The organism is Ramlibacter sp. WS9, assembly GCF_003797765.1.
In the GTDB taxonomy this organism is placed as follows: Bacteria; Pseudomonadota; Gammaproteobacteria; order Burkholderiales; family Burkholderiaceae_C; genus Ramlibacter.
On sequence record NZ_RKMB01000018.1, the window covers coordinates 19,269 to 31,959 of the forward strand.

A 12,691-nucleotide genomic window follows, 5' to 3' on the forward strand; every position below is an offset into this window, starting at 1 on the left:
TCTTTCAAATTCGTGGTTGAGTGGCCACAGGTGAACGTGTGTGGAACGCTCAGTCGGATTTACTGCCGATGATTGGGGAGCGCCAGTTTGTATGCCTGCTCGGGATGGCTGGGATTCTCCGGATACTTGGCAATGATCCGGCCCTCGTCGAGAAGGGGCTTGAAGTGTTTCGCCCGTATGAGCTCGGGGGTTCGCTCTACTGCCTCAGCTACAAGGCGAATTGAGACGAACTCGCCTGCTAGGAGCTCCAAGATGAGGTCCCTCGTCGCACTGTCGTCGAGCCGGCCCGGCACGCCGTTGGGGTACTTGGTCGCCGCCCTGGCCCGAAGTTCCGCTATTGGGGGTGGACGTCGTGTTCAAGCAAAACGGCTCGCGCATCACCGACTTCAGGCGCGGCTGGCAGCTCGATACGCGCGATCTCATCGTGTTCTGGCCCAAGCCGGCGCGTCCCGAGTGGATGACGCCCGAGCAGTACGCTCGCATGCCAGAGGAGCTGATGCTGCGCGAAGCCAAGGCAGGTCACAAGGTGCTGGTGACCACAATGCTGAGTGCGCGAGAGCTCAGCAAGGCCGAGCTGTCGCAACTCTATGCACGCCGCTGGAACGTCGAGCTGGACCTGCGCAACCTCAATACCACCACGGGCATGGATGCTTAGCTGCCAGACGCCGCAGATGAACGACAAGCAGCTGTGGGTGCACCTGCTGGCCTACAACATGGTCCGCTTGCTGATGGCGCAGGCCGCTTCCAAAGCCGGCGTGGATCCGCGTGGCCTGAGCTTCAAGCACACGGTGCAACTTTGGACCGAGTGGACAACGCGCGGCCTTTGCCAGCGGCTGTCCGTGTTGATCGCTCAATCCAAGGTCGGCCACAGGCCCGGGCGCATCGAGCCGCGAATGCGAAAGCGATGACCCAAGCCATACCCGTGGCTCAAGCAGCCGCGCTCCCAAGCCCGCCAACACGTCCACAAGCACGGTCATCCGTGTCGGGCAAAGCAAGTGCCATTCCGCTTAACGGTCTCGGTTAAGGGGTGCGTCAAACAGGGGCAAGGTCAGTATCTGGTGAGCCAACCGTAATCCACGCGCTGAGTTGGCAGGAGTTGTTCGGCATGGAAGGGGCAGTGCGCGTGTCTCCGCTCCACTGTCACACGTTCGCCGACGTCGATCGCTTTCTGGAGGTGACGCGGGAGATTTGCATGGCTTTCGGCGGGTAGCTCGGGCGCCCGTTCGTGCATACATTCGGCCGCATGGGAGGGTGACAGACCGTTTACATCGAGCCAACTTTGTCACACAATGCGCGGCATATCAGGGAGGAGAGGATGCTTGTGGTCAATGCGCTAAAGATATGCCCATCACTGGCGTTCTCCGTGCGAATGCGTACCTTGCTGCGAACATTTGACGACCCAGTGCTTACCCAACACCAAGTTTTCGAGCCGTCCTTGCGGCCGCTCGAGGTATGGGTGCGCACGTCATCGGGTAACGAGGCATGAAAATTCATCTGCGCGTCCTTGCCGGCACGCTATGACGCGCCCCGTCCTCCGTCTTCTTGCCTGGGGAGTGTTGGGCGCGGTCGCGCTGGTCGGTGCCGCAGCTACGCTTTACGTCGCTACAGCAACGCCGCCGAGTCCCTATACGCGCACTCAGGTTTCCGACCTAGTCGATCGCCTCAATTATGAGGCGGCAATCCAGTCGCCCCATATGTCGCTTGGGAAATCCACGCGGGCTGCGCATCTAAGCGTCTTTCAGGCGGTTGAGAGTGGCAGGCCCTTGGTTGAAGCGCAAAGCTTTGAGTACCGACAAGCCTACCAGTCGATCCTGCGAGACAAGCAGTGGTACCTGTCGCTGTTCGATCGCAACTTGACCGTGGTGCACGATCACGGAATGACCGATAACAACAACGTGGGGGGCAAAGGCATTGCTGGCGACCATGATCATCACGATTTCTCGGCCAGGAGCAACGTCGAGGCGCTGCGGGCGTCGCTCGCGCGAATCGAGGATCCGGCGGCCTCGGGGCTCTCCAAGGTCTTTCATGCGGCCCGCGCACACAAAGACCTGACGGACATAATCCTGCACTTGGCCACAGCGCCGCAAACAAAGTCGACGCCGTACCAAGAAGGAAACGACGTGGACGAGCTGGGGCTGCAATTTGCCAAGGTGATGCGTAGCTACAAGGCGGCCCAGTTCAATCCAGTAAATTCACCCGACTACGCGCGCAACCTGCACGCGGCGCTTGCCGCGTACGACGACTTGGTACTGCACGTTCAGATGCGCGTGACGAAGCATCTGTCCGGTTGGCAGCGCGTGGTTGCCGGACGCTGGCTGGGATGGCAGTCGTTCGGCCCGGATCTCGATGACGCAATCCCGGGCCCCCTGGGACGGAACACTCAACTCGCGAAGAAGGGGAATTGATCATGCTCGACAAGCTGCCCGCGTTCTTGACCAACATTGTGGCCGGCGTGGCCGCAAACTGGAGATGGTTTGACCGCAAGGTCAATCGCATCGCCATCAACGCGACCGTCAATGTCGCCCGCAATCGACCGCACCCCTTGAGCACCGCGCACGACTACGTGTCATGGGTGACGCTGAGCGACCGCCGCTGGAGCGGCCGGCATCTGTCCCCGACGCAGACGCCACCAACCGCTGATCCAAAGGCCGTCGTGGAACTGTTCAGGCGGCCTCCAACTGGGCAAAAGCTCTCGAAACGCTCGACATGCCTGTTCCCGGCGTTCGCGCAATATCTGACTGACGGTTTTATCCGCACCCGTATGAATGACAGCAGCGCGGGTGAGCCTGACAGCCTGCGCCTTCAAAACACATCCAACCACGAGATAGACATGTGCCCGCTTTACGGTCGCACGATCGAGCAGACGGACGCTCTGCGCCTTAAATCGCAGCAGCCAGGAAAGAAAGGGCGATTGAAGTCCCAAATGGTGGGCAAGGAAGAGTACGCCCCTTACCTATTGGACAACGGCGTCATCAAGAAAGAGTTCGAGAAGCTCGATCCGCCCCTAGGCCTGTCCACACTATTGCAGGATCGGCCGCAGATCGCCAAATTCATCTTCGCGTTTGGCGGTGACCGGACCAACGCGTCGCCGCAAGTGGCAATGATCAATACGCTGTTCCTGCGTGAGCACAACCGGCTGGCCGGGACCATCGAAGCTGCGAATCCCACCTGGGATGACGAGCACGTGTTTCAGGTCGCCCGCAACACGGTCATCGTGCTCTTCATCAAGATCGTAGTGGAGGAATACATCAACCACATCTCGGCGTCCGTCCGGTTCCATGTGGACCCCGAAGTCGCATGGGACGCCAAGTGGAACCGCCCCAACTGGATCACGACGGAATTCAGCCTTCTCTACCGCTGGCATCCACTCGTGCCAGACGTGATGCGCTGGCGCGGCCAAGCGATCCCAGTGTTCGTTACCTTGATGAACAACGAGCTGCTCCTGTCTGTCGGGCTGAGACGCGCATTCGAGGAACAGAGTGCCCAGGCTGCTGGTGAACTCTGCGCGATGAACACGGCCGATGCGCTTTTGGAACGGGAAATACGCGCCATCGAGCAAGGGCGTCTATGCAAATTGCCAACGTACGCCGCCTACCGCAAATATGTAACCCTCCCCGAGCCGAAGCGCTTCGAGGACATCTCTTCCAACAAGGAGGTCGTGGCTCTCCTGAAGAAAGCGTACGCGCGGGTCGAGGACGTGGAGTTCTATCCCGGCCTCTTTGCAGAAGACAACGACTCGGACTCGCCACTGCCGCCGATGATGCGCAAACTCGTCGCACTTGATGCGTTCTCCCAGGCGCTTACCAATCCCCTGCTGTCGGAGCATGTGTACGAGATGGCGACCTTCTCTCGGCCGGGTTGGGATGCTATCAACGACACGCGCGAGCTGCGCGACATCGTCGTGCGCAATTCAGCCGGTGGCTCCCAGACACGCCCGATCGGAATGACCTTCACGCCCCAGCACCAACCGACTGTGTTGGCACCACTGCAGGACGAACCGGAACCCCAACAAGTGTTCTAAGGATATCGCGCGCCGCAGCCATCCCATTGACACGGAGGATCACTCGGTGCTGTCTGCAACTTCAACGTCAACAACCTCTTCGTCCGTTACAAGTTTGGGAAGAAGTGTTTTTTCCTCTGTACTCCCGGACACGCCCTATACGCAGTTTAGCGCCGACTTTTCATCCTGAGCGCGGCGCTGGAGCTCGATCTGCTGCCGCCTGAATTCGCGCGGCGATTTCATTCTCAAACTGGAATGCGGGTGCAACTTGTTGAAGTGCTCGAAGGCGCCCGGCAACTGCCGCAACACGGTGTGCGCGTCGCTGAGGTCCAATGCGCGTGACGTAGTCGCGCTTGAACGTGTTCACGAAGCTTTCGGTCATCCCGTTGTTCTGCGGCGAACGCACCGGCGTGTGGATCGGCGTCAAGCCCAACGAACGAGCCACCGCGTGGGTATCCTGCGCAATGTAAGCCCCGCCGTTGTCGCTCAGGAATTCCAGAAGCCAGCACTCTGGGACGGCCTCCACGGCGCCAAAGCGTTTCTCTACGGCCTCGATCAGCATCTCGCGCACCGGCTCGCCTGGCAGGCCCCCGCCGGCCCAACCGCGGTGCGCAATCGCCTCGCGGTCGCAGCAATCCTTGACGAACGCGACCGTCACGGTTTCGCCCGAGTCGCACCCAATCCTCCTGCCTGGCCACCAGCAACACGCTCATGCCCGACCCATACGTGCGCCGCTCCAGTTAGACAACTTCGATCGTCTCTGCATGCCTAGTTATGCACACAGTCTTCTCCTGCCAGTAAAGATAGGCGATAGACCGTGTCAGGAGATTCAGGGGGGCTAACTCACTGTTGACATGAACGCATCATCGGTGCGACATTTAGATACCAGGAGCCAAGCAGCTGGACACCAGCCATTGGGAGGAGAGAATGATGCAATCGCAAACCGCATCACCAACGGGTGATGCCTTGGCCCTCGACCCGGCCCCGAGCTTCGATCCCGCTCCCACCAATGCCCCTGTGCGGCACGCGGATCGGGTGAACGTGGTCAGCCAGCAATTCAAGGACCGCCTGCTCAACGTCATCTGCGCGCTGGTCGGCGCCATGATGCTGTACAGAAGCGTGAGCGACTCCTTCTATCCGGGCTACATCCAGCGCCAGCTGATGGCGCCGATCTTCCTGGGTGGCGCATTCGGCATCTACCTGATGTACCTCCGCTACAGGATCGGGTTTTGGATCTTTACGGCCCTCAACTTTCTGGTGGGGTATTGGTTTATCTTCGTGCTCGAGGACATTTGGTATCACCATGTCCTGCCGCACGTCGTGTTCTCGGCACTCTTCCTGCCGTTCTATACGGACATGAAGTCGCTAGGGCTCCTTCCGCGAATCAAGGAGTGGCTCGGTGACGTGGGCATGAAGCTGCTTGAAGCGGCATGGCTCGTGCGGCTGCTCGCCGAGTTTCCGTTGCTGGAGCGTTGGGTGAACCGCCAGGTGATCGACGGAGCCGTGAGCCGCGTGCGCACCCGGCCGCATCCGTGGAGCAACGTCTATCCCTATGTGTCCTGGCGCGGCCTGATGGACCGAACGTGGAGCGCGCGGCACCTTCCGGCATGGACCCCGCCACCCGGCTATGCGCCGCCAGAGCCCGCAAAGGTGGCCGAGCTGTTCGTGCGCCCAACTGGAAAGCAATCCCTCTGCAAGAAGTCCACCTGCCTCTTTCCCGCGTTCGCGCAATACCTCACGGATGGCTTCATCCGCACGAGCTCGGACCAGGCAGACCCGAACCGACAGCGGCGCAACACGTCGAACCACGGCATCGACCTTTGTCAGCTCTATGGCCTCAATGACGCCCAGACCCGGTTGCTGCGCGTGGTACCTGGCGCTCCCGAGACACGGGGATTGCTGAAGTCGCAGGTCGAAGGTGAGGAATACGCTCCCTATCTCTATGCGGGCGATGTGCTCGATCCCCAGTTCATCGGGCTCGACATGCCGATCGGCCTTGATGACCTGAACAAGCAATGCGAGGCTCCCGATTCGCAAACACGCGAGGACGCGCGCGCCAGGCGGGCCGCGTTGTTCGCATTTGGCGGCGACCGCGCCAATTCGGTGCCGCAGACGGCCATGATGAACACCCTTTTTCTGCGCGAACACAATCGCATCGCGCGCAAGCTTGGCGAGCTGAACGCCGGTTGGGATGACGACCGGGTGTTCGAAACGACACGCATGGTTGTGATCGTCGAGTTCATCAAGATCGTGGTGGAAGACTACATCAACCACATCACGCCCCTGGCGTTCAAGATCCGTGCCGACCCGTCCATCGCCTGGAACGCGGGCTGGAACAAGCCGAACTGGATCACGACCGAGTTCGGGCTGCTGTACCGGTGGCATTCCCTCATCCCCGATCACATCACCTGGAGCGGGATCAGCCACCCGGTGGGCCGCACCTTCTTTGATAACCGATTGCTCGTCAGGGGAGGCCTGCGCCGCGCATTCGAAGACATGAGCGGCCAGCCGGCCGGAGCGCTCGGGGCCCTCAATACCGCCGATAGCCTACACCGCGTCGAGATCGCTTCCATCCTGCAGGGGCGCATCTGCGAGCTCGCCCCGCTCGCAGACTATCAGGAGTACGTCCGGATGAAGCGGCCAAAGACATTCGAAGACATCTCGAGTTCACCGGACATCGTCGCGGTCCTGAAGGCGAGGTATTCCTCGCCCGAACTGGTCGAGTTCTTCCCGGGACTCTTTTCGGAGGACCGTGTGAAGAATTCCCCGCTTCCGCAAACGATCCTGCGCATGGTTGCCGTAGACGCCTTCTCTCAGGCGCTGACGAATCCGCTGCTGTCCGAGCACGTATTTAACGCTTCGACGTTTTCCGAGTACGGTCTGCAGCAGATCGAGCAGACATCCACCCTCTCGGACCTGTTGCGCAGGGTGCTTGCGCCCCGTGAGGCACAGGCACTAGGCTACGTCGGCATGACGCGCAGCGACTGGCGGCGCGAGTAGAAGGGGCCTGCCATGACTCGGTTCCAGCTCCTGTTTGTCTCCACGTTGCTGCTGCTGGCGATGCTGCTGACGTTCACCGACCTAGGCGTCCCCGATTACGTGCGGGATATCTGCCGCACGCCGCTGAATTTCATCAAGTAACGCCTAACGCCACGAGGGACGCCCATGACCCGCATTGTGTTGTTCATCGCCTTTGGACTCCTTGCCGCCGCGCTATCTCTGGAATATAAGCGCCTCAGCCTGAAGCCCTGGCCCCCCGAATCCTTCGATGACCAGGAGATGCACTTCAAGTACGGGTCGATCGGTGCCGAGGTCAACGGATTCCCTTACCTCATCTGGCGGGAGCTGCCTTCGATCTTCCCGGAGAAGATCCCCCGCGGCTATTCCGGATTCGGCCTCATCAGCGAGCCCGATCGCGAGCTGCCCATTGGCATCAGTGTTCGCCGCTATGGCGTGTTGCGGGTCGGCTTCAATTGCGCCACCTGCCACACTAGCGTCATCGACGCGGGGAACAAGCCGCATCTCGTGCTGGGTGGGCCGGCGGAGCAGCTGGACCTGCAGGGGTACATCCGGTTCCTGATCGCGGCGGGTAGTGATCCAAGGCTGACTGCCGGCGCGGTGATCGAAAGTGCCGAGAAGAACCAGCGGCCGATCGGCTTTTTTGACAAGGCCTTACTGCAGTTTGTCGTTTTCGGCAAGCTGAAGGAGGAGATCGCATCGCTGAAGACTTCTCTTGCCTGGATGGAGCGGCGTCCTGGCCACGGTCCGGGACGCACCGACGCCGGAAATTTCTGGCGCTCGCGATGGGGACTCAATCCGGAGCTCGATGACGCAGTCGGTACGGTCGATTTTCCCTCTGTCTGGAACCAGCGGCCTCGCCTCGTCGGCACGTTCCATTGGGACGGCAACAATTCCTCGCTCGACGAACGCAACATCTCCGCGGCGCTGGCTGGAGGCACGGCGGACTGGTTGCTGGACCGGCACAGCATAGGCCGGGTGTCTGCCTGGCTCCTCGATCATAAGGCGCCTGCCTTTCCACTGTCGGTTGACGCCGCGCGCGCCGCCGTCGGTAAGGCGGTGTACGAGCGTTCCGGTTGCGCAACCTGCCACGCTCCCGACGGCCGGGACGTTGGAAAGGTCAGCCCGGTTCAGGTTTTGCGGACGGACTCTGAAAGGAACACGCTCTTTTCCGAAACGATGGTCGCCAACTTCGACAAGGTCGGCAAGGGATATTCGTGGCAGTTCTCCCATTACAGAACAACGGCTGGCTACGTCAACATGCCCCTGGACGGCATCTGGGCGCGCGGGCCTTACCTGCACAACGGGTCGATCCCGACGCTGAGGGACCTCCTGGCGCCCGCCTCGGAGCGGCCGAAGTCGTTCCGGCGTGGATGCACGACCTTCGATCCCATTGATGTGGGGTTCAAGTGTGAAACGGGATTCAAGTTCGACACGACGCTGCGGGGCAACAGCAATGCCGGCCACGAGTACGGGACAACCCTGTCCGCACCGGAGAAAGATGCCCTCCTCGAATTCCTGAAAACGCAGTGAGAGCCTGGCATGGAAGCAGCGAACGCTGATGCGATGATCGCCCGCATCAGCGCAATGAACCTCAAGACTCTGTCGGTGAGGAACGGCGTGACCCGCCGCGGGCAGCATCCGAAGCATCATGCCTGCGTTGTCGCGGAGTTCGAGGCTTCACCCCTGAAGTCGAATTACTGGAGCGCCACACCCCACATACTCGGCGTCAAGCCAGTGAAGTACATGGCGCGGCCCGATACCGCTATCGACGAAGGAGCCGTGAAGACCGCTGACGGCCTGGGCGCTGCCTTGCGCGAGGAACTCGGGCGGTCGGCCGCGACGTTTACCTTCGGCATTCATCCGCAAACGTCGTGGGCGAGGGCCCCAGCCGCGTACGCCAGCGGAACGACCCGAACGCGCATGCCGAACGCGAAGCGATCCGCGATGCCCAGGAGCGCTTCGGTGCGCAAGTGCTCAAGGGTGCGGTGCTCTACTCGACCTCGCGGCCGTGTGCCCTGTGCGAAGCGGCCGCCGCGCAGGCAGGCATTGCGCGCATGATCCACGGGGAAGACTTGAGGGATGCCGGCGCGCCCGTGCCGTGAACGCCTGCTCTCTGCCGGGAAAGCTGCCGCTCGTCACAGGCGGACTCCCGGCACTTCCGTATGATTGCCGGCACTATATGCGTAATCCCTTGAGCAAAGCGCTGTGGTCGATCTGCCTGGCCGTGTTGGGAGCCGGGCTGGTTCTGCTTGCCTATGCTTTTCACGTCGAGGCCGGCAACACAATCACTGCCATTCTCGCTATCGTCGGCATGACCTTGGCCGTGATCTTCCCCTTCACTTTTCTGTGGGCGCTCTTTTCGGCCATCGGTTACGCACACCTGATGTCGGGCAAGGACTTGATCGCCCGCTGGCACGTCACCGCCGGCGATTGGGACCGCTTCCGCGCCTTCGACGAGATTCGCGCCGCCGAGCACCCAACGCTGCGAAACGACATGCGCATCCGAACACAAACACCACCGCAGGGCGTGGATGTCATCGTCGGCAGCGGCAACATCATTGTCGATGGCTCATACCATAGCATCGCGGGCCTGGACCGTCACGGTCGTGAGATCAACTGGCTCAACGCTCCAGTCGATCCCGAATGCATCGAATTTCCCAAGTCCTATTCCAGGAAAGGCGGCGCGCTGAAGCTGACCCTGCGCGTGCCGGTGCCCGCTTCCGCGCGCGCCGAAGGCGTGCGCGTATTCGAGCACTATCACCCCAAGGAAAATCCGATCCTCAACCCCACCCCGGCCAGTGTGCGCCGCGATGGCGTCGTCACACTCGTGCTCAGCCTGTTCGTCGTCGCGGCTACGGGCGCATTGCTTGCGTTGCTGCTGGGCGCTCCCTTTCCAGCGTTTCTCATGCCGGACTCCATGCGCATCGTGAAATCGCCCGATGGCGAAGAGGCGTCCCTCACAGGGAGTTTTGTTTTGGTTGGATTTTTCATGTTCTTCGGCCTTGTCGGTTCAATCGCGGGACTATGGCTGATTCTTTCCCGCAAGCGCCATATGATGTTGACAAAGATCATGTGGGCCATGCTTTGGCTTTTCTTTATCGGTGGAACCCTGCTTCAACTCGTCTATCTATGGATCGAACCAGCGTAGCGCGGGGCTGAGGGCGAGCGGAGTCACCGTAATTTCGGCAGCTGGAATGCAGCCCGGTTTCAAAGGGAGACGAAGATGCGTGATGCTCTGTGGCAATTCCTGGGCGCTCTGGCCGCCGCGTCGATCCTGTCGGCCTCCCCCGCGATGGGCCAGACAGCGCAGACATGGGTTTCCAGTACTGGGACCCCTAACGGCTTGTGTTCGCGCACACAGCCGTGCCGGACGTTTAGCCAAGCCTATGGCGCGACCTTGAACGGGGGCCAGATCCAGGTGCTCGACAGCGGCAGTTTCGGGGGGCAGCTCGACATCAAGAAATCGATCACGATCAAGGCCGTAGGCGCGCTCGGCAGCATTGTTGTGACCGGCTACAACGGGCTCGTCATCGACGCCCCTGCCGACGCTCGCATCGTCATCGAAGGTCTCGACATCGACGGAGGCCGCGACGGAGCTGTCGGCATCCTGATCCTGGGAGGGGGTCAGGTGGTGGTGCGCAATACGACCATCCGCAATTTTTCATCGGCCGGAATTTACATCAATAACTTGGTTGGAAGGGGCCGGATCTTTCTGACCGTCGACAATGCGCGGATCAACAATGCCGAGAAGGGTATCTGGGTGAGCACGCTCGGCGACGCCAGTACGGCCTATGTGTGGAATTCCGTGATCGTCGGTAGCGGCATGACCGGAATCCAGGCCGTTGGCCCGCAAAGCCGGGTCGAGATTTCCGGCAATGTGATCAATCGAACGCCCCAATCGCTCCACTTCTACGACGGCGCCGCCATCGCCTCCTATGGCGACAATGTCCTGTCGGACGGGGACGCGCCAAGCTCTGTTTTAAAAAAATGATCTGGTGATCCGCTCCATCCATGCACCGCGATCACTGCATCGAATGCCGCCTCCATGGCAAGGGCCTCCGCGGCCTTCCGCTGCTGCGCGGGTGGCATGCGGCCTGGATCTACCGTTCGCGAACGGTCATCGTTTGAACAACCCACCCGCTCCCGGTCTTCTGCAACTTCGCGGTGCCGGCGATGCCTTCAACAGCATAGACAAAGGCCACCTGTGCACTGTCAGCCGACACAGTAAGTTCCCCGATCTCGAGAGCGATGCCGCCGGGCGCATCGGCCGGGACAAATACAACGGCTTTGCCAAACTTCTGCACCTGCATGTCGTCTTCGTACCAAGGACCTTTGACGATCCGAAGCGGGCTTCTCTCGGGGCGCTTGTCCGCATGAAAGTACTTGTCGAGTTGCGGCGCATCGACAACCGCTTGCAGAACGGCCGACTTAGTGTTCATTTGCTTCGCCTCCAAGAGATGTGACGACGACAACCCGATAGCCGCAATAGCGACCAGCAAAGCGCATGCGCGACGTCGCGTAGCGTTGATCAATTGATCACCAACCCGTAAACACGAGTCTCGAACTCTTCGCCTTCCTCACCTTCGCGATCAATCCCATCCTGATCGTCGCCCCAATGTGTGAGTTCGTGCAGCAGCGTTACGCCGGCAAGTGCCACTTTTTTGCCGCTCTTCGTCCGGCGCCAGCCTCGGCCAGCTTCAAAGTCCGCGACGACCTTCGTGTCGATCCGAATTTCGTTGGAGTTCTCGTCCGGGGTGAATTCGCCGTAGGCGTCAACGAGCCCTACGATCTTGATGTCGGGTCCACATCCCCACTCCAGTGCTCGCTTCAAGGTCGGCCCGTCGAGTTGACCAATCTCCAGGAGCGCCTTCGCAATGATCTTGTTGGTTGCTACCTTCGGCAACTCGTTCTTGACGTAGCTGGCGAATTTCTTGTAGACCACAATGTCTGCGTGAACCATTTTCATGTTCGCTCCAAGTCTCCAACCTAGGCCATGACGGCGTCATTATGCTGGCGAATGTCTGAACAAGTCCACCACCATCCACTTCTCTACACCTACCGCCGCTGTCCTTACGCCATGCGCGCGCGCATGGCACTTCTTCAAGCATCGGTTGGGTTCGATGCGTATGAAGTCGTGCTGAGGGACAAGCCACGCGAGATGCTGGAGATTTCACCGAAGGGAACTGTGCCGGTTCTGGTGTTGCCCGATGGCCGGGTCGTCGACGAAAGCCTGGACATCATGCGTTGGGCCTTCCAGGGTGGGAATCAAGAGGATGAGGGCTGGTGGCAAAGATCGGACACACCGGCCAACCGGACATTGATTGAGCTCAACGATGGGCCGTTCAAGCAGCACCTCGATCTTTACAAGTACACACAACGTGTCGCAGAAACCGACCCGGCTTTTCATCGTGATGAGGCCGTGAGTTGCCTGCTCAGGGTGCTCGAGCAGCAGTTGGCGATAGAGCCTTATCTGGGCGGGCGTGAACCCTGTGCAGCCGATCTCGCCATATTCCCCTTCGTGCGACAGTTTCGCGCAGTCGATCCCGGCTGGTTCGATGCGCTGCCCTTGAAAGCAACTCAGCAATGGTTGCAGGGCTGGCTCGACAGTGAACTGTTCGAAGCCTGCATGAAGAAGGTGCCGAGCGGCCTTCGCGTGCAATTCTAAAAAGC

General features: G+C 60.5%; 10 protein-coding genes and 3 pseudogenes. 10 read left to right on the top strand and 3 right to left on the bottom strand.

The window, feature by feature from the left end; translation table 11 throughout:
• Positions 1 to 340: 340 nt before the first annotated feature.
• From EEB15_RS22855 to EEB15_RS22870, 3 genes and pseudogenes are all read left to right on the top strand, one after another.
• Positions 341 to 992: pseudogene (locus tag EEB15_RS22855) on the top strand (transposase); the annotation flags it as partial.
• Positions 993 to 1,517: 525 nt separating this feature from the next.
• Positions 1,518 to 2,405: a hypothetical protein gene (locus EEB15_RS22865; protein WP_141512261.1), complete on the top strand. Its 888-nt coding sequence runs from the start codon at positions 1,518 to 1,520 to the stop codon at positions 2,403 to 2,405.
• Between the two features lie 2 nt (positions 2,406 to 2,407).
• Positions 2,408 to 4,021 (top strand): peroxidase family protein, encoded by a 1,614-nt coding sequence (locus tag EEB15_RS22870; RefSeq protein ID WP_141512262.1) that lies wholly within the window; start codon positions 2,408 to 2,410, stop codon positions 4,019 to 4,021.
• Positions 4,022 to 4,156: 135 nt separating this feature from the next.
• On the opposite strand, the pseudogene EEB15_RS22875 reads toward EEB15_RS22870, so the two are convergent.
• Positions 4,157 to 4,691: pseudogene (locus EEB15_RS22875) on the bottom strand (integrase core domain-containing protein); the annotation flags it as partial.
• A 239-nt stretch (positions 4,692 to 4,930) separates the two neighbouring features.
• Here EEB15_RS22875 and EEB15_RS22880 point away from each other — a divergent pair.
• The 6 genes and pseudogenes from EEB15_RS22880 (at position 4,931) to EEB15_RS22900 (ending at position 11,012) form a co-directional block, all read left to right on the top strand.
• Complete coding sequence (locus EEB15_RS22880) at positions 4,931 to 7,000, top strand: peroxidase family protein (protein WP_199236602.1); 2,070 nt, start codon at positions 4,931 to 4,933, stop codon at positions 6,998 to 7,000.
• 12 nt (positions 7,001 to 7,012) lie between these two features.
• On the top strand, positions 7,013 to 7,141 hold the full coding sequence (locus tag EEB15_RS34480; RefSeq protein ID WP_255466381.1) for a hypothetical protein: 129 nt from the start codon (positions 7,013 to 7,015) through the stop codon (positions 7,139 to 7,141).
• Positions 7,142 to 7,165: 24 nt separating this feature from the next.
• Positions 7,166 to 8,551: a cytochrome c gene (locus EEB15_RS22885; RefSeq protein ID WP_141512263.1), complete on the top strand. Its 1,386-nt coding sequence runs from the start codon at positions 7,166 to 7,168 to the stop codon at positions 8,549 to 8,551.
• 338 nt (positions 8,552 to 8,889) lie between these two features.
• Positions 8,890 to 9,123 (top strand): annotated as a pseudogene (locus EEB15_RS22890) (deaminase); the annotation flags it as partial.
• Between the two features lie 89 nt (positions 9,124 to 9,212).
• Positions 9,213 to 10,169 carry a hypothetical protein gene (locus EEB15_RS22895; RefSeq protein WP_141512265.1) on the top strand — a complete coding sequence of 319 codons (957 nt, stop codon included), beginning with the start codon at positions 9,213 to 9,215 and terminating at the stop codon, positions 10,167 to 10,169.
• Between the two features lie 75 nt (positions 10,170 to 10,244).
• Positions 10,245 to 11,012: a right-handed parallel beta-helix repeat-containing protein gene (locus tag EEB15_RS22900; protein WP_141512266.1), complete on the top strand. Its 768-nt coding sequence runs from the start codon at positions 10,245 to 10,247 to the stop codon at positions 11,010 to 11,012.
• Positions 11,013 to 11,121: 109 nt separating this feature from the next.
• Here EEB15_RS22900 and EEB15_RS22905 read toward each other — a convergent pair whose 3' ends face one another.
• Both EEB15_RS22905 and EEB15_RS22910 read right to left on the bottom strand, forming a co-directional pair.
• Positions 11,122 to 11,460 carry a hypothetical protein gene (locus EEB15_RS22905; protein WP_141512267.1) on the bottom strand — a complete coding sequence of 113 codons (339 nt, stop codon included), beginning with the start codon at positions 11,458 to 11,460 and terminating at the stop codon, positions 11,122 to 11,124.
• 89 nt (positions 11,461 to 11,549) lie between these two features.
• A complete protein-coding gene (locus EEB15_RS22910; protein ID WP_141512268.1) occupies positions 11,550 to 11,987 on the bottom strand; it encodes a hypothetical protein in 438 nt (145 codons plus the stop codon).
• A gap of 51 nt (positions 11,988 to 12,038) precedes the next feature.
• Here EEB15_RS22910 and EEB15_RS22915 point away from each other — a divergent pair, with 51 nt between their 5' ends.
• A complete protein-coding gene (locus EEB15_RS22915) occupies positions 12,039 to 12,686 on the top strand; it encodes a glutathione S-transferase (RefSeq protein WP_141512269.1) in 648 nt (215 codons plus the stop codon).
• Positions 12,687 to 12,691 lie beyond the last annotated feature (5 nt).

Coding starts and splice junctions, on each gene's coding strand:
- EEB15_RS22865 (WP_141512261.1), top strand. CDS start 1,518: ATGACGCGCCCCGTCCTCCGTCTTCTTGCCTGGGGAGTGTTGGGCGCG.
- EEB15_RS22870 (WP_141512262.1), top strand. CDS start 2,408: ATGCTCGACAAGCTGCCCGCGTTCTTGACCAACATTGTGGCCGGCGTG.
- EEB15_RS22880 (WP_199236602.1), top strand. CDS start 4,931: ATGCAATCGCAAACCGCATCACCAACGGGTGATGCCTTGGCCCTCGAC.
- EEB15_RS34480 (WP_255466381.1), top strand. CDS start 7,013: ATGACTCGGTTCCAGCTCCTGTTTGTCTCCACGTTGCTGCTGCTGGCG.
- EEB15_RS22885 (WP_141512263.1), top strand. CDS start 7,166: ATGACCCGCATTGTGTTGTTCATCGCCTTTGGACTCCTTGCCGCCGCG.
- EEB15_RS22900 (WP_141512266.1), top strand. CDS start 10,245: ATGCGTGATGCTCTGTGGCAATTCCTGGGCGCTCTGGCCGCCGCGTCG.
- EEB15_RS22905 (WP_141512267.1), bottom strand. CDS start 11,460: ATGAACACTAAGTCGGCCGTTCTGCAAGCGGTTGTCGATGCGCCGCAA.
- EEB15_RS22910 (WP_141512268.1), bottom strand. CDS start 11,987: ATGAAAATGGTTCACGCAGACATTGTGGTCTACAAGAAATTCGCCAGC.
- EEB15_RS22915 (WP_141512269.1), top strand. CDS start 12,039: ATGTCTGAACAAGTCCACCACCATCCACTTCTCTACACCTACCGCCGC.